19 protein-coding genes are annotated in these 15,544 nt (G+C 64.2%); 11 read left to right on the top strand and 8 right to left on the bottom strand.

What is annotated here, in order from left to right; genetic code table 11:
* Positions 1-22: 22 nt before the first annotated feature.
* On the bottom strand, positions 23-691 hold the full coding sequence (locus IEW19_RS04135) for a FadR/GntR family transcriptional regulator (RefSeq protein WP_308419983.1): 669 nt from the start codon (positions 689-691) through the stop codon (positions 23-25).
* Positions 692-1,478: 787 nt separating this feature from the next.
* On the opposite strand from IEW19_RS04135, the gene IEW19_RS04130 reads away from it, so the two are divergent.
* The gene (locus IEW19_RS04130; protein ID WP_229748324.1) at positions 1,479-2,309 is read left to right on the top strand and encodes a phosphotransferase family protein; all 831 of its coding nucleotides are present in this window, start codon (positions 1,479-1,481) and stop codon (positions 2,307-2,309) included.
* 424 nt (positions 2,310-2,733) lie between these two features.
* Here the strand turns inward: IEW19_RS04130 and IEW19_RS04125 are convergent, their stop codons facing one another.
* Positions 2,734-3,348: a TetR-like C-terminal domain-containing protein gene (locus tag IEW19_RS04125; RefSeq protein ID WP_229748323.1), complete on the bottom strand. Its 615-nt coding sequence runs from the start codon at positions 3,346-3,348 to the stop codon at positions 2,734-2,736.
* An 80-nt stretch (positions 3,349-3,428) separates the two neighbouring features.
* On the opposite strand from IEW19_RS04125, the gene IEW19_RS04120 reads away from it, so the two are divergent.
* Both IEW19_RS04120 and IEW19_RS04115 read left to right on the top strand, forming a co-directional pair.
* Complete coding sequence (locus IEW19_RS04120) at positions 3,429-3,956, top strand: DUF4188 domain-containing protein (RefSeq protein ID WP_188570429.1); 528 nt, start codon at positions 3,429-3,431, stop codon at positions 3,954-3,956.
* A gap of 178 nt (positions 3,957-4,134) precedes the next feature.
* The gene (locus tag IEW19_RS04115) at positions 4,135-4,641 is read left to right on the top strand and encodes a hypothetical protein (RefSeq protein ID WP_188570428.1); all 507 of its coding nucleotides are present in this window, start codon (positions 4,135-4,137) and stop codon (positions 4,639-4,641) included.
* 67 nt (positions 4,642-4,708) lie between these two features.
* Here the strand turns inward: IEW19_RS04115 and IEW19_RS04110 are convergent, their stop codons facing one another.
* Both IEW19_RS04110 and IEW19_RS24185 read right to left on the bottom strand, forming a co-directional pair.
* A complete protein-coding gene (locus IEW19_RS04110; protein WP_188570427.1) occupies positions 4,709-4,966 on the bottom strand; it encodes a hypothetical protein in 258 nt (85 codons plus the stop codon).
* Between the two features lie 280 nt (positions 4,967-5,246).
* Positions 5,247-5,399, bottom strand: a complete 153-nt coding sequence (locus IEW19_RS24185) for a three-helix bundle dimerization domain-containing protein (RefSeq protein ID WP_373283557.1) — start codon at positions 5,397-5,399, stop codon at positions 5,247-5,249.
* Positions 5,400-5,476: 77 nt separating this feature from the next.
* Between IEW19_RS24185 and IEW19_RS04105 the strand changes: the two genes are divergently transcribed.
* From IEW19_RS04105 to IEW19_RS04090, 4 genes are all read left to right on the top strand, one after another.
* On the top strand, positions 5,477-5,707 hold the full coding sequence (locus IEW19_RS04105) for a hypothetical protein (RefSeq protein ID WP_188570426.1): 231 nt from the start codon (positions 5,477-5,479) through the stop codon (positions 5,705-5,707).
* Positions 5,708-6,922: 1,215 nt separating this feature from the next.
* Complete coding sequence (locus IEW19_RS04100; RefSeq protein ID WP_188570425.1) at positions 6,923-8,434, top strand: CYTH and CHAD domain-containing protein; 1,512 nt, start codon at positions 6,923-6,925, stop codon at positions 8,432-8,434.
* Positions 8,435-8,690: 256 nt separating this feature from the next.
* Complete coding sequence (locus tag IEW19_RS04095) at positions 8,691-9,974, top strand: helix-turn-helix transcriptional regulator (protein WP_308419972.1); 1,284 nt, start codon at positions 8,691-8,693, stop codon at positions 9,972-9,974.
* A gap of 76 nt (positions 9,975-10,050) precedes the next feature.
* Positions 10,051-11,484: an MFS transporter gene (locus IEW19_RS04090; RefSeq protein ID WP_188570424.1), complete on the top strand. Its 1,434-nt coding sequence runs from the start codon at positions 10,051-10,053 to the stop codon at positions 11,482-11,484.
* A gap of 68 nt (positions 11,485-11,552) precedes the next feature.
* Here IEW19_RS04090 and IEW19_RS04085 read toward each other — a convergent pair whose 3' ends face one another.
* The 3 genes from IEW19_RS04085 to IEW19_RS23385 all read right to left on the bottom strand — a co-directional run bounded on the left by IEW19_RS04085 (position 11,553) and on the right by IEW19_RS23385 (position 12,817).
* Positions 11,553-11,792 (bottom strand): hypothetical protein, encoded by a 240-nt coding sequence (locus IEW19_RS04085; RefSeq protein WP_188570423.1) that lies wholly within the window; start codon positions 11,790-11,792, stop codon positions 11,553-11,555.
* A 205-nt stretch (positions 11,793-11,997) separates the two neighbouring features.
* Entirely contained in the window at positions 11,998-12,261 is a 264-nt protein-coding gene (locus IEW19_RS04080) for a cyclase (protein ID WP_188570422.1), read from the bottom strand.
* A 445-nt stretch (positions 12,262-12,706) separates the two neighbouring features.
* A complete protein-coding gene (locus IEW19_RS23385) occupies positions 12,707-12,817 on the bottom strand; it encodes a hypothetical protein (protein ID WP_229748322.1) in 111 nt (36 codons plus the stop codon).
* Positions 12,818-12,863: 46 nt separating this feature from the next.
* On the opposite strand from IEW19_RS23385, the gene IEW19_RS04070 reads away from it, so the two are divergent.
* On the top strand, positions 12,864-13,190 hold the full coding sequence (locus tag IEW19_RS04070) for a hypothetical protein (RefSeq protein ID WP_188570739.1): 327 nt from the start codon (positions 12,864-12,866) through the stop codon (positions 13,188-13,190).
* 155 nt (positions 13,191-13,345) lie between these two features.
* Here the strand turns inward: IEW19_RS04070 and IEW19_RS23380 are convergent, their stop codons facing one another.
* Positions 13,346-14,041, bottom strand: a complete 696-nt coding sequence (locus IEW19_RS23380) for a DUF6789 family protein (protein ID WP_229748321.1) — start codon at positions 14,039-14,041, stop codon at positions 13,346-13,348.
* Positions 14,042-14,317: 276 nt separating this feature from the next.
* Between IEW19_RS23380 and IEW19_RS04060 the strand changes: the two genes are divergently transcribed.
* From IEW19_RS04060 to IEW19_RS04050, 3 genes are read left to right on the top strand one after another with little or no spacing between them, the layout of a single operon-like run.
* Positions 14,318-14,671 carry an SDR family oxidoreductase gene (locus tag IEW19_RS04060; protein WP_188570421.1) on the top strand — a complete coding sequence of 118 codons (354 nt, stop codon included), beginning with the start codon at positions 14,318-14,320 and terminating at the stop codon, positions 14,669-14,671.
* Entirely contained in the window at positions 14,668-15,114 is a 447-nt protein-coding gene (locus tag IEW19_RS04055; protein WP_188570420.1) for a hypothetical protein, read from the top strand. Before IEW19_RS04060 ends, IEW19_RS04055 begins: the two co-directional genes overlap by 4 nt.
* Positions 15,114-15,524, top strand: coding sequence for a low affinity iron permease family protein (locus IEW19_RS04050; RefSeq protein ID WP_188570419.1), 411 nt, complete (start codon positions 15,114-15,116; stop codon positions 15,522-15,524). Before IEW19_RS04055 ends, IEW19_RS04050 begins: the two co-directional genes overlap by 1 nt.
* Positions 15,525-15,544: the final 20 nt, after the last annotated feature.

Below are 15,544 nucleotides of genomic sequence, written 5' to 3'. Positions count from 1 at the left end.
GGGGGCTGGAGCGTAACCGGGCTCAGACGGCCTGTCCGTAGAACCATTCGATGTGTTCGCGGACCAGACGCGCTGCCAGGACCCCGTCGCGGGCCTCGACAGCGTCGAAGATGCCGTGGTGCTGCGAGCGAAGGACGTGCACGACTTCCTCCCAAGCAGCCTGCCGAACCACGACGTCACTGATGTAGTCGCGGATCGCCTCGCGCATCGATTCCATCATGGTGCTCACCACGACGTTGCCCGCCAGGGCGCTCAGTGCGACGTGAAACTGGGCGTCGAGCAGAGTGAAGATCTGCGACGGCAGACCATCATCGTCCATCGCCTCAAGCAGCCGGCGCGCATCGTCGATTTGCTCAGGCATCCATGGTGCGGCTGCGGCGTGCTCGAGGGCCCAGGTCTCTGTCATGGTTCGGGCCTCGACGATGTCCTTGAGGGGCAGTTGATGGCTCGCGACGTGCATTCGCAAGGCCCCCCCGAGAGCAGTGGACGGGTTCGAGACCACAATCGTTCCGGAGTTGGGCCCAGAGCCCGTCGCCGAACGGACGACGCCCATAACCTCAAGCGACCGGATGGCATTCCGCACGGACGCGCGCGAAATGCTGAACTGCTCCGCAAGTGCGCGTTCACCAGGCAACCTGTCGCCGAGCTTGATGGCTCCGGAGCGGAGGCTCTCCTCTACATGGCGCAACACGGCATCGTGGGCTCGGGCGGCGGTGAATTCAGACATAAAGCCAATCATGCCGCAGCTTGGCCCAACCGCAGCCGCCTTCTAACTCGGGGCCGGAATCTTTGCCACCCGACGGACCTGAAACGCCGTGGAGCGGAACGCGTCTCCACGCGGGTGGTCACGCTCCTGCTTGCCGGGTATTGCTGTCTGGGTCCTGCAATCGGGTGTGAGGGGACCCGCTGCGGTGGTCCCCTCACGTGTCTGTTTTGTCGGCTAGGTGGTGCTGATTTCTGATGGCAGCTGCAGCTTTTTACCCCAGGAGACACACCGAAATGGCGGCGGAACCACGAACATGGCTCCGCCGCCATTCAAATCGGCCAGCACAAGCGCAAAAGGAGAGACGCCTTGCGTCCGCAGCCGTCAACCGAAGCGCCCCACACCTCCCAGGCTGCCGGGTCACTCCCCGCTACGGCTATTGTCGACCGGTCGTCCCCAGTCTTGAGCGGAGGTTGTGCCCGTCGTGGGCTGCCGTTTGGGAAGGACCCCCTACCGTTGAGGAAAGATCCCGCCGTTGGGAGCAGGACCTTACAAATGGGGACAAGGACCGGCGTCCAGAGCATCCGTGAGACTGCGGATGCTGCCCCATCGTTGAGGTGCTGGCTTCAGAACCTGTTGGCGGTGATTCGTTGGCGGTCTTTGTCGTCTGTTCCCGATGACGAGGCGCGGTCGACCGGAAGTTCAAGCACGCAGTGAGCGAAGCGGGCGGGAAAGTTCGGTGCATCAATAAACAGCCGGTTCCTAGAATGAGTGGGTGGACCTTTCGCATCTCGGCGCGCCGACCGGGCCGATGACTCGCGTCCACGGCGGGTTCGCCAACCGGATGTACCGGCTCGACACCGAGCAGGGGTCGTTCGCGGTCAAGGAGTTGAACCTCGACGACCGACGCTGGACGTACCGCGTTGAGGACGTGTTCAGGTTTGAGCGGGCGGCCTTCGCTGCCGGCATTCCCATGCCAGAGCCGATCTTGGCCAGCCACTCCGTGGTCGTTCACCGATGGGTCGAAGGAGAGAAGGTGCCCGAAGCTCCGGTGTCGGCGGCGTACGCGTTTGAGGTCGGTGAGATTCTGGCGCGCATACACGCGCTCGACGTCGCGTGGCCCCACGTAACGGTCGAGGACCCGACGTCAAGGGACTGGTCCGGGCTCGCCGCGCGGGCGGCGGCGACCGGACAGCCGTGGGCCGACGAGCTCGCAACTCACGTCGAGACGTTCCTCGCGATTGCCCGCTTCGTCGACACCTGCGAACGGCGCGGCCCCGTCGTGCTGACACACAGGGACATCCAACCGTGGAACCTGCTCGCCCGACAGGGTCGGCCGGTGGTGCTCGATTGGGAACTCTCGGGGATGCTTGACCTGTCCGGTGAGCTCGGCTCGACCGCGCTGAGCCTCGCGAAGGGGCCCGGCTTCGATGACATCGAGGCCGCCATTTTCCGTTCGGTTCTCGAGGGCTACGTCACGGGTGGCGGAGTGCTGCCGGCCGTCAGGTCCAAGCTGGTTTGTTTCCATGATCGGCGGCTGGCTGGGGCACACGGGGTGGAACATCCTTCGGTGCCTCGCCGGTGTCGAGGCGAGCACCGGCCCTGACCTTGCGCTGTCGCACGAATCCGTGCGCAACGGGCTGCGCGGCCTCCCCGACCTGTTCGGCCGACTTCCGCAGCTTGAGGCACTGCTCGTGTGACAACGCCCGCCGTCGGTGCTTGGTACGCGGCTTAGGACGCGCTCCCGCCTCCGCTCGGGGCAATCGACCATGCCCTACGCCGCCGCGGAAACCTGTCTCGGGGCGACCCCTTGCGGGCAGCACCAAGCGCCATATAGCGCCGGGAAAACGCCGCTGTTTAGGGCCGAAGCACAACGTTGAACTGTCGCCAACACATGCGCCCGTGCTTGGGCGTCGCTTGTGCCAAGACGGCACAGTCGGGACCCAACAAGCATCAGGAGAATGCGCCGGCGGGAATCAGTGCGGTCGGGACTAAGCCTGGCACCCTACCCACGGCGCCATGCCCGCCCGTTACGCTTCAGGTACCTCCCCGCCGGCGTCTGACGGGACCCGGGCGGCCCACCCTCTGGACACACCGTCGAGAGCGGCCTCGTAAGCGGCAGCCCAGTCAATGTCGACCGGTCCCATCAGGGCCAGTTCCAGGCTCACCATCCCGTGGACTTGGCCCCAGATGGCTGCCGCCACCATTTCAACCGGGGCCGGCGCCATTTCGCCGGCGGCCTGCCCGGCCGCGACCACTGCCAAAAGTGGCCCCATCGCCCCAGTGGCAGCCTCCGGGTCAGGCCGACAATCGGCGTACGCCGCAAGCGCACCGCCAAACATCAGACGGTAGAGAGCCTGATGTCCCAGCGCCCAGGCGCGGTAAGCCACCCCAAGCCCCCGGAGCCCCTCGCTTGCCGCGGCGGCCTGGGAGTTCCGGAACGAACGGAACCCGTCATCCACCACAGCGGTGAGAAGCTGGGATTTTCCGCCGAACAGCGAATAAACCGCGCTGGTGGACGTGCCGGCGGCGGCGGCCACGTCCCGAAGCGTCACCCGCGCCGGGCCTTCCCGGTCCACCAGGTCGGCTGTCACGGTGAGCAGCTGATCGCGAAGCGAATCGGTGTGCGTTACAGGTCTTGCCATACCCGCCATCATTCCATAACCTTGTTTTGTAACACTGTTACGTCAAGGCCTCTTGACTGATTCCTAGGAAGAGGAGTCCCGTGGCACAGCAGATTTTCCCCGGCCGCTGCACCGCTGATCCTGGCCGTGATTCGGTAACCGTCTTCCTTATTGGCATGAGGGCAAACCGGTGGTGGCGGATCGGGAAGGTCGCCCAGGTCGCCTCGGCCATGCCGCGCATGCTCCGCCACCTTGCCGCCGATCCCTCATCAGGAATGCTCGGTTTTGAACAGTGGTTCGGGCGGACCACCATGATGGTCAGCTACTGGGAAAGCCCCGAACATCTGCGCCGGTTTGCAGCGGACCGGGAGGCCCCGCACCTGGAACCGTGGCGGCGGTTCATGAAGGAACTCTCCGGTACCGGAAATGTGGGTATCTGGCACGAAACCTACCGGGTGCCTGCCACGGGAATAGAGACGGTGTACAGCGGGATGCCGCTCTTCGGCCTGGCGAAAGCCACCTCGCAGGTGCCAATTGGAGCTGGGACACACACGGCCAAGCAACGATTTGGCAAATTCACCGGCCATGGCACTGGAACCCAGACGGCCCACCCAGACCGGATCACCTGACCGCGGCGCCGAGCTCTGCAGTGACCGCATCAACGCCGCCACCGACCGTACTTTGCACTTTGTGTGCGGGGGTTAGAGGCCCAGCAAGCGGCCCTTCGTCGGCAGCGTAACGGGGACGCTCTGCGCCCACCGAATTGATGGTCGCGGTGGCGCCTTTGAGCGGCGTAACATCGGCCGCATGCACGAGCGTGATAGTGCTGAGGTGCAGCGCCGGCTGGATATGCTGGGCCCGTTCCTTCGCCGCCTCGGCGAACAGACCCTGGGCGCCTATGAGCGCGGAGGGGTACTTTCCGCGTTCCAGGACTCCGAGTTTCCCGTCGCCGATGCACGGTTCATCCGCCACGGGGACACGCTGGCATACCACCCGCGGGGCGCGGTCTACTTCCGCATCGACCGTGCGGGCGATCTTGCACTGGCAGGTCAGGAGCAGGGGGCGTCGCTGATCGATTCACTTATTCCCTATGTCAGGCTTGGACGTCTCGAGGACGTTCAGGGCAGTTGGAGCGACGAAGCGCCCACAGAGCCGTTCCCGCCACCGCGGTTACTACTCGACGTCGAATCTTCCGAACTCTTCATCGCCAGTGTCAGCAGAGGTGCGGCATCACGAACGATCTTCGTGCCGCTGGAGCTATACCTCAGCGAACGCGCACGGCTTTTCACCGATGCTTTTCACGCCGCCGGCTGACCGGATGCCGAGGCCGCCCAGTCCCGGGATCTGTCCGCCCATGCGGCCGGGAGCAATCCTGGGCTCATCAGTGGGTGTCGTGTTGTCCATGCGCCTGTGCTGAGACGTCCCGGTAGTGCGCCGGAAGGCGGACGATCTCGAGTTCGGACATGTCAAGGAGGCGCCGGCCTCCGGTGAGGTTGTCCAAAATCCAGAACAATCCCAGTTCCGGGACGGTATGTGTGACCGGCCCGCGATGAACGAGGTTGTTTTCGTGGAACGCCTCTATCGTGTCACCTGGTTTCAGCTCGTGGCACGAGCCGATCGCGCTGCGCTCAACAATCATGGTTCGTCCTGTCCAATACTGAAGGGCTCCCCCAATATCCATGGTTCAGGAGCCGGGTTACCTGCAGGTGTCTCGAAGATGGTTTTTGGCGAACGTATCCCGGGGCGCCAGGAGGCCCCGCGTCACGGGCTTGGCTCCCCGCATCGTCCCGTTCCGGTTCCTCACCCAGCTAGGGATTGATCGCCGGCCGGTCATGACAAACCCCCGCCGTTCGCAGGAAGGGCAGGGGTTGCCGAAAAGTCATGATGTCCGCCTGACGTTGAGCGGGGAATCGATGGTGTCACCGATTCAAGCGGTCTTTCGCGGCGTGCTCGACCAGAATCGGAAAGTAGTCCCGTACCCTGCCGGTATCGAGCGATCCGTGCTCTTGCTGGACGATGTCTTCGATGTGCTCGCGTGGGACCGACAGGTCCTTACCGGCGAGCCGGTCCACAACCCCCGGAAGCGGACTACGCGGCCCATTAATCCTGCGGATACCGGCCTGCAACCTGCACAGGCGATCCTGTGGGCATGAACACCGAAGAACTCCTCGCCCCGTCGCCTGCAAAAAAGAAAGCAGTCCACTCAACGGCAGACCTCGCCTGCGGGGACCTCATCGAGGCGGCATATCGAGGCGCTGTGATCCGCCGGGGAACGGTCACACGAATCACCTCCGGGGACGAACTGTTCTGGATCACCGACGACCTCAGCGGAACCCGACGCCTGCTGGACGTGACCGAGTTCGACATCACCCGCCTTTAGCTGGGCCCACAGACCAACGGGCGCGCACCGGCACACGGTGGGCAGGGGCCGGGCCGAACGCATGGCATGTGCATGGCCCTCTACGGTGGGCCTCACAACAAAGAGATGAGGTCAGGACAAGTGTGCCTTTACCCCCGGCCAGTTATTCCCGGGCGGGGCCTGTCGCCGCGCCTGCGGCACCGATCCTTCAGCGGGACCGGCTCCTCAACATTCTGAGACCAGGAGCCAGTCCCGCCTTTCTTGGCGCCTGCCCCGAAGAGAGGGGTGTAGTTTCCTCCCGGTAGCGCAGAACAGACACCGTCGCACCATCTTCGTGCAATACCCCTCGCGGGACAACGAATTCCAGATGAACAGTTAACGATCAGCGACCGGCAGCGCCGAGGGCCCGTCCCGGTGCGCAGACTCGCGCCAACCAGCCGGGTCAGACTCCAGGATGCGAACCAGAGGCCTGAGGTCGGAAGTAGTCCACGTGGGCGGCAGCGAGCTGCCAGGCCTGTGCATGGCGCGATGGGAAATCGTGACGTATTCGGTGTGAACTCAAGAGGGTCAGCCGAACCTTTAAGCAGGGGCATGCCTTCTTTCAGTGCCTGCTCCTCGTGGCCGAGCAGCGCCGTCAGCCATAACTTCTCAAGAACCGGGCAGGAAGTGATTCTTGCCCGCGCTGCCGCAGCGTCAACAATGTAGTCACGCAGTGTGACCGGGTCCGTCCGCCATAGCTGTTGAGCGTCGTCCATCCCCACTGTCCTGATCAAGGGTCGTCCTGCTAACCCAAGAGTAGCCGCTGGCCGCAGCGCCGCCGACTGCAGAACAGCGCACGTCAGGGTTCTCCGACGCACCGGACGTAAGGGCCCGGAAGGTAGCGAGGAAAGCCCGCCGGTGGGGGACCGACGGGCTTTCACCTTCGACCGTAATGGCTCGAGATTTCGATATCGAGTGGACGATCCCGGGTACGTGCAGCAACCGGCCGACGGGTACCGGGGCAGCCGAGCACCGGCCCGAGCGCCCTCCGGAACCAGGTGGGAGTGCGAGTCGCCATGGTCGGACCTTTCGGCACTGGTCCGGTGCTGTGAACAGGTCCTAGAATCGGCTTACGACCGCCGCAGATGGGCGCCGTGCGGCCGATGCTGCCGGCGCCAAACCGAGGAGGCGTCACATGGCGAACGTTCATACATCAAAGCCGACTTCCGGGGCCGGGTCGACGGGCCGGGCAACGTCATGACAGCGCGGGACAGCACCGAAAAGGAGCGTAAGTACGACCCCCGCCTCCGCTCGAGGATCCCGGAGCTGACCGCGATTCCCGGCGTCGACCACGTCGGGGAAGCGTCAGAGACATTATTGGAGGCGGTCTACTACGACACCGGCACTCTGGAGCTCGCAGCCCGGGGCATGACTCTGCGGCGGCGAACGGGCGGTAGCGACCCGGGCTGGCACCTAAAACTCCCCGTCAGCCCGGACAGCCTCACCGAGATACAGAATCCCCTCGGACAGCCCGACCACGTCCCTGCCGAGCTGCTCGACCACCTCGCCGCCATCACCAGAGGACGTGAACTCTCCCCCGTCGCCCGCCTCTCCACCCGGCGCAGCACCTACCCCTTATACGGGGCCGACGGAAAACATCTCGCCGACTTCACTGACGACGATGTCCACGCCGTCCCGCTGGGTGGCCTGGGCCCGGAAACGCAATGGCACGAATGGGAATTCGAACTCGTCCGCGCCACCCCGAAACTCTTCTCCGCCGCGAAACCAGCGCTGAAAACTGCCGGGGCAGTACCGTCCGCTCATCCGTCCAAGCTCGCCCGCGCCCTTGACGGATCCTGGCCAGAAGCCAAGGCCACCCGCACCAACCCGGCGCGGAAGAACGGGCCCGTCCGTGACGTCGTCACCAGTTACGTAGGGGCCCAGATCCGTCAGCTCCTCACCTATGACCCCGGCGTCCGGACGGGCGCGCCCGACTCTGTGCATCAAATGCGTTCTGCCGCCCGCCGCACCCGGTCAGTACTGCGGACCTACCGAACCCTGTTCGACAGAGAAACCGGTGCCGGGCTGGAACGGGAGCTGCAATGGCTGGGCCGCGTCCTAGGCAGACCCCGGGACGCCGAGGTCATACGCGAGCGTATCCTCGCGCACCTGAACAACCTGCCCGATGCAGAGGCTGCCAGTCCAGCCCTTGGCCAGCTTGAACACGAACTCGATACCACCTACAACGCCGGCTACCAGCGCGCCCTCACAACCTTGAACTCGCAGCGGTACTACCGGCTCCTGGACGCCCTCGAACGCGTCCGCGACACCCCGCCCACGAAAGCCAAGGCCGCCCGGAAGGCGCGCAAATCCAGCGCACGCCTCGTAAACAAGGCTGCGCGACGCCTCGACAAAGCCCACCAGGCCGCCAAAAAATCCCAGGGAACCACCGGGCACGACACCGCGCTCCACCAGGTCCGCAAAGACGCCAAACGCCTCCGGCACGCCGCTGAATCCGCCGCCGCCATCCACGGGAAACGGGCACGCACGCTGGAAAAAACCAGCCACCGCATCCAACGAGTCCTCGGCGACCACCAGGACTCGGTCGTCGCCCGCGAACTCCTGCACCGTCTCGCAGCGGCACCGGACATGGCCGCCGGGACCGCCGCCGTCTACCAGGCACTGATCGAGCAAGAGACCGAAACGGCAGCGAACGCCGAGGCGGCCTACCGAAATCTCCGCAAAAAAGCTCGCGGGCGCCGCATCTAAACCCCCTGGCTTGAGCCTCACCGCCAGCACCAATAGCCGCGGGAAGAATCGCGGACCTTGGAATGCGTCAGCTGATGTTCACCGTTTCGCGGGCCAGACCAGCCCCTCCGGGCGGTGCAGGCAGTTACCGTAATCTTCATGCACATCCCTGAAGCCGGGACGCAGATCAATGCCCGCACATCGACCGTGTGCGAGATCCTCGCCGACGCGGGTAACCACGCCGTGTGGGAATTAGGGATAATCGCCATCGAGGGGGATGTTCCGCACCGGAAGCATCATCCGGGTCCGCACCACCACCGGCGGCGACCGCCGGTACGGGCTCCGGGTACAACAAATACCGGGCGAGGTGATGACCTGGACCGGCGGCGTGCCCCTGGGGCTCTTTAAGAACGCCAGAACTTTCACCCTCTCCAGCCACACGGGAATGACTCACCTGCGCGTTACCCAAGAACACACCGGCCCCCTCAACGGCCTCCTCGCGAAGCCTACCGACGGAACCCAGCGATCCGTCATCGACTATGTCGAAGCCGCGAAGGCACGCGCAGAACTGTTCGGCTGGCTGGGCCGCAGGCCACCGAACCAGAAGGTCCTGGTAAGACATGGTCTGACAGGTCCTGTTAGCGCCCGAGGCGGCAGACCTACCCTTGGAACTATGGATTCCCGGTCCGAGATCAGCAGCTTCCTCACAACCCGACGCGCCAAACTGACCCCCGAGCAGGCAGGGGTCCCGCTGTACAGCGGGGGGCGCCGCGTCCCTGGCCTGCGCCGCGAGGAAGTGGCCCACCTTGCCGGTGTCAGTGTCGACTACTACGCCCGGCTCGAACGCGGCAGGATCTCCGGCGCGTCCCGCGAAGTGATGGAAGCCATCGCCCGCGCGCTGCAGCTCGACGACGACGAACGAGACCACCTGCTGGACCTCGCCCGAATCACCCAACGGCGCACCCCCCGACGGAAACCCTCCAACCGCACCACTGTCCGGCCGGGGATCCAGAGTGTCCTGGACTCCATCGATGCCCCCGCGTTCGTACAGAACGCCCGCCTCGACCGCCTCGCCTCCAACAGGATCGGCCGGGCACTCTACTCGCTCCCCCACGACGGATCCGGCGACAGGTTCAACTACGCCCACTACCTGTTCCTGGATTCACGCGCCCCGGGATTCCACCGCGACTTCGACACCGCCAAACACAACGTTGTCGCGCTCCTTCACGCCGCAACGGCCCGGGACCCCTATGACCGGGAACTCATCGAGATCATCGGCACGCTCTCAACCCAAAGCCAGGAATTCCGCACCCTCTGGGCCTCCCACGATGTCTTCCGCTACCGGTCCGGGCAAAAGATGCTCACCCACTCAGCCGTCGGAGACCTCGAATTCGGCTACGAATCATTCGAACTCTCCACCGACCCGGGGCTCGTCATGCTCGTCTACACGGTCGAGCCCGGATCCGCGACCGCGGACGCCATGCGGATCCTCGCCAGCTGGGCCACCCCACAGGACCAGATGCCCCGGCCCTCCGCCACCCACGCCACCGAGGCAGGCTGAAGCACCACCTCACCCACCGACCGCCAGGTCCCAGAACCGGCCAACCCTACGACGTCCCCTTCGTGCTTAGGATCACATGCCTCGTCGCCAAACAACGTCCACCGAACCAGTGCCAGCCCCGGCCTCCGGAGAACCACAGGCTCGAGGCACACTCCTGCTGGCCTCGCTCGGGTTCTTCCTCATCACACTCGACATCCTGATCGTCAACCTTGCCCTGGCCAGCATCGGCAAGGAACTCGGCGGTGGAACCTCCGGCCAGCAGTGGGTAATCGACTCCTATACCCTCATGTTCGCCGCCCTCCTGCTGTTCGCAGGGAACCTCTCCGACCGGTTCGGCGCGAAAACCGCCTTCGGCATCGGGATCGGACTCTTTCTCCTGGCCTCCATCGCCTGCGCCCTGGCACCGACCGCCGGGATCCTGATCGGCGCCCGGGTCCTCCAAGGCGCTGCCGCATCAGTGATGCTTCCCGCGTCCATGGCGTTAATCCGGGAGGCCTTCCCTAACCCGCAACGGCGTGCGCACGCCCTGGGGATCTGGGCAGTCGGCGGCGCCGTAGCCGGCGCCGTCGGACCCTTGGTCGGCGGACTGCTCACCACCGTCAACTGGCGGCTCGTGTTCGCGATCAATCTCCCCGTTTGCATCGCAATGCTCGTGCTCCTGACCAAAGTGGCCACCTCTCCACGCCGGCCTGCCCCGTTCGACTGGGCCGGCCAAACCACCGCGATCACCGCCCTGACCGCGTTGATGTACGGCCTCATCACCGGAGGCGCCGAAGGCTTCGGCTCAACCAACGTCGTCCTGAGCCTGACAGCCGCGGCGGCCGGGATCACGGGATTTCTCCTGATCCAAGCGCGCGGGCACCACCCAATGATGCCTCTGGAATTGTTCCGCTCCACCGGCATGCGAGTCTCCCTCGCCGGGGGATTCGCTTTTATGGCCAGCCATTTCGGCACCGTGTTCCTTCTAAGCCTCTTCCTTCAACAACACATGGGACTCACACCGCTGCAAGCCGGCCTCGTCTTCCTGCCCTCCGCGGCATTCAGCATCGTCGGGAACATCATCAGCGGGACCCTCGCGAACCGGTTCGGACCCCGGACACCCATCGTTCTCGGACTGACAACCATGACCGCCGGGCTCACCGGACTGATCCTCACAGCACCGCTTCACTCCCCGATCCTCGTCGGAACATTCCTGGTCCTCACCGGCACCGGCGGATCGATCGCCATGCCGCAGGTCACCTCCGTTGTCCTGGCAACTGTCCCCAGCGAAAAAGCCGGCACCGCAAGCGCCGTCTTCAACACCTTCCGGCAAGTTGGCGGCGCCGTCGCCATCGCAGTCTTCGGAGCCCTCATCGCCGACCGCGCCGCCTTCGTCCACGGAATGCAGCTCAGCTTCACCATCGCAGCGTCCCTGCTCACACTCACCGCCGTCGCAGCCTTCCTCACCCTCCGACCCGAACCTCCACGTCGGGCGGAGGGTCCCTTGACTTTTACCAAGTGGTGGCGCTAGCGCTAAGGCCGGCCGCGGCGCGATGCCAACAGCCGCCAGAGCTGAGGCGCAGCGGCCGGAGAGCTGGTCTACGGATTCAGCTCAGGCGGCTCGCCCGCGAACACCCTCCTGGGGTCCAGGTTCATTGCCGCCAGGATCGCCGTGGCCAGGGCCGGAGCATGCTCGGCCCGGTAGTACGCGGACGCCGTCACCCGTCGGCCTGGTCGATCTGAATGGAAGCGTCCAGCTCTCCTCGCGGAATCGGTTTCCGGGTCTTCCTCATTGCAGGTGTCTTGCTCGCGGTGAACGAAGAAGTCCTCGGCGGCCATGCCAATCCTCTCCTGAAAACGGGCAAGAGAGCGCTATCAGCAATGAGGTCCCGCCTGCCAGTATCATGCCCGGTCTCTAAAAGCGCCCGGAGGCCGGCATTTTTGGGAGCGTGCCGGGTTGTCGGGAAATGGAAGCAATCGCCCTCCAGGCTGACAAACGGGGGGCGGGTGTCCCGTCTGCGGGACACCCGCCAGGCCATCTCACCTACTCGAAGAATTCAATCCGCGGTTCGCCTTGGACGCCGCCGCGCTGCAGCGCCTCACGGATGTCGTCCCTGGCGAAGAAAGCCCGCGCAGCATCCACACTGTTGAAATGGTGGATGACCAGGACGTTGTTCGAGTCATCTGCCATCCGGTGCACTGACTCCTCGGTGACGCCGCCTTCTTTTTGAAGGTGGCCGAACGAATCGTAAACCTTCCTCCACGCTTCGTAGTCCGCCACCCGGTGCAAGACAAGTGACATCGCCATGATGTTGCTCCTTCTCATCTGCTGCTTCTGCCATCCAGAGGAACGGGGCAGGTTTGTCCCGCTCATGGCCGTGATACTCCTGCCCCCATCACCTGTCAATGGGCTATCCGGGCAGGTAGCCCCCGGACCCGGTCCGGTTTCCCTAACCTTGGACAAAGGGGCATCGAGGTGCTTGACACGCGCTGCGACGCCCATTGGAGAATTCGACAAATATCAGCTTCGCGCGCATGCACTGCAATTCGGCTTACCTGGGTATCTCCCGACCAGGCTATTTCGGCCTTCATGATCCCGCTAGCAGCTCCACCTGCTGAGGACCTTACGGAACGTCTATTATCTGAGTTTGTTCGGGCGTCCTTATTTACACGGTCAACCAAATGATGGGGTGATTTCGGCGCTGGAAATGGTGCTGCCAAAGCGTTGCCCGTTGCCGCAGGGTGGCAGCTGCCTAGGGTGCTGTGGCCACGTTCCCGAGCGTGACGTGCAGGGTCTGTGGTGTTGAGCCGCGCTGCACCACAATGTCGACCTGCTGTCCGGGGTCCTGCCTCCTGAGTGCCACGAGCAGGTCTGTGACGTTTCCAATCTGGGTTTGGGCGAATTTGGTGATGATGTCACCTGCTGACCAAGGGGTCGGGCCACAACATCCCTGTGGACAAGGAACAGGACATCTTCGCCAAAACCGCACCACCGACGGCCATACCCAGACATGGACGGTTGGCGCCACCACGGGCATCGCTACCGCCTCTTGGTTCGGCAGCTACAAAGGATTCGGATCTGAGTGGGCGAACGAGAACACCACCATCAACGGGACGTACTACACCGGGCTGGACGGAGCCAACATCGCCGGCACCCAATGGGCGCACCTCATGAATGCCGCCCCGCAATACCCTGGCCACCGGTTCCCCTCACCACCTCCGTCCATGCTGCGCTGAACGCGACGACGGGCAAACTGTACCGTCCATACCTCCAGGCACCTACAGGCGGGGTGGGGGGCGACCGAACGCTTCACACGCCTCCTATTGTCTTGGATGCGGTCAGCACACAGAAACGACGGCGGCGTGAGCGCCCCAGGTCCGGCGAAAAAGTCCTAGTCAACGCCTTCGGTGACCTGGGGATAAGGCACGGCGGGATCCACGAGTGCCTGAACCCCTCCGGGGACCAAGCGCACGTGAACGCCATGTTCCTGGGCTGCTGCCGATTGTTCCAGTACCGGGAGCACTGTCGCGGTGAAGGCGGGATCCTTTCCTGCAAGATACGTGACATACGATTCCGGCAGTTGGGACGGAAGATCAACGGTGTCCACATTGCCTGAAGGCTCAACTCGGACACGATCGACCCGGGGCCGGCCTCCAGCGACTTTACCGAGGACGGCGCCGTAGAGCAGATGCGCGGCCAGCATCGTCACCGCCCTACCGGTCTTGTCCCGGTGCGCGGGGGGCAATATTCCCATGGCCGGCAGCCAGCCCTCGTACCCCACCGCCCACACAAGTGCACCGTAGGCGACGCCGGCGCCAAGGGTGGACTGCTTCTTGCCTATCAAAGCGTAAAGACAGCCACCCGCCACCCCGTACCCGAAATGAGCGAGGACGGCGGCAGTGTCCCTCAGCGGCAGCGGAAGCCTGGGGGCAAACTCATCCACGATTTTCAGGGGCGGCTCGTTGTTCATCACGCCGGCGGCGTCGGCGGCAACGAGCAGCGCGCTCATCGCTCCCGTAGCGAGCAGCCCCGCCAAACCGCCGCTGGCAACTTTTTCCAGCGTTGATCCAGTGCTATCGGTATTCATCCCTTCATGGAACCGGGATATTTGTGTAAGCGCAAGTACAACGGCAGGATTAGACAGACTTTCCCGTACCCAGTGGAGCCCGACATCGTACGCCGCTTGAATCCGGAAGAGCTATCTGACGGCGTCAAGGCACTCCAGCGTGCATGAAGCCCGTACCCGGACAGGGTACGAGCTGTGCCCGAGGACGGGGTTACGAGGCGCGGGGTAGTTGCGCATAAGTAACTTTTGCGATATGCTTTTTGTCACTTCCGGCTGAAAGCCAGAGGGGGGATCCAGATGGAAACAGCACGCAGGGTTGTCGTCGTGACAGGAGCCAACGGGTGGACCGACCGGGCCTCGGCCATCGCCTTTTGGCGGCGGGGTTACGCTGGCGCCCTCCTGGCCGGGCATTCGGCAGGCATTGCGGTCGTGGCGGCAAAGGTTGAACCTGCGGGCGGGAGGGCGCTGCCCAGCCCGGTCGATGTCGTAGACCCGCACGAGTTTGACGCTACCACTGGGCGCGTCGAGCAGGAGCCTGGCCTTAAGCTGATTGTCTCCCCGCATCACCGCTTCACTACGGCCCGACTCGGGGTGGCCCTCCCCGGGATTGTGGGCGCGATGGCACCCCTGAGCCGAAAGGATGCGCGGTGAGAGCTTTCGAAGTACTCAGGGCAGCTTATGGTACCGCGGAGGTCCTGGCCCCTGGAGCGGCCGAATGCTTCCTGATCGGACGGGCCCCCGATGCCCACGCCCGCACGTTCATCCGTGTCCTGGGGGCACGTCACCTGCTGCAGGCCGCCGCCGCTACCACTCTCGGTGGTGGGGCTGCCCTGCACTGGATCAGCGCCGGGGTCGATGCCCTTCATGCGTTGACGATGTTGGCCCTGGCCGCAGTGGACCGGCGACGGCGGCAGCCAGCGGTCGCCAATGCTGCCATCGCCCTGGCCTTCGCCGCCGGGGAACTTCGATCAGGGACCCGCGCGGGCGTCCGTAGCCAGATATCATGCCCCTGCGGCGGCCTTACCGGGCAGCCGGTGGGCGACTGTTCAGTGGATGTGCTGGTCAGAGGAACGCGTCATACAAGGATGGGATGATGACTACCGATAAAAGCAATGGCGACAGGGCCGGCTTCTTCACCAGATTCACTTCCAGGACCGCAAAGGTCCTTGGCCATGCCTGGATCTTTGCCGCCGCCGTCGCCGTTCTCGTCGTGTGGGCCTGCACCGGACCGATACTGGGTTTCTCCAACACCTGGCAGCTGGTGATCAACACGGGCACGACGATCGTGACGTTCCTGATGGTGTTCATAATCCAGAACACCCAGAACCGGGATTCCGCCGCGTTGCACCTCAAACTCGACGCCATAATGCGCGAGCTTCGGATCACCAACTCCCAGCTCTACGAAGCTGAAGACGAGGGCGAAGACGAACTCGAGCTTCAGCGCAAGCACATCGAAGAACAATCCGAAGAGCCGCCAGCCAAAGAAGAGCAGCACGTCAATTAGGAGAACAAGCACGAGCAGAA

This window comes from Arthrobacter liuii (genome assembly GCF_014639275.1).
Classification (GTDB): domain Bacteria; phylum Actinomycetota; class Actinomycetes; order Actinomycetales; family Micrococcaceae; genus Arthrobacter; species Arthrobacter liuii.
This window is presented reverse-complemented; position numbering and strand designations above follow the sequence as displayed.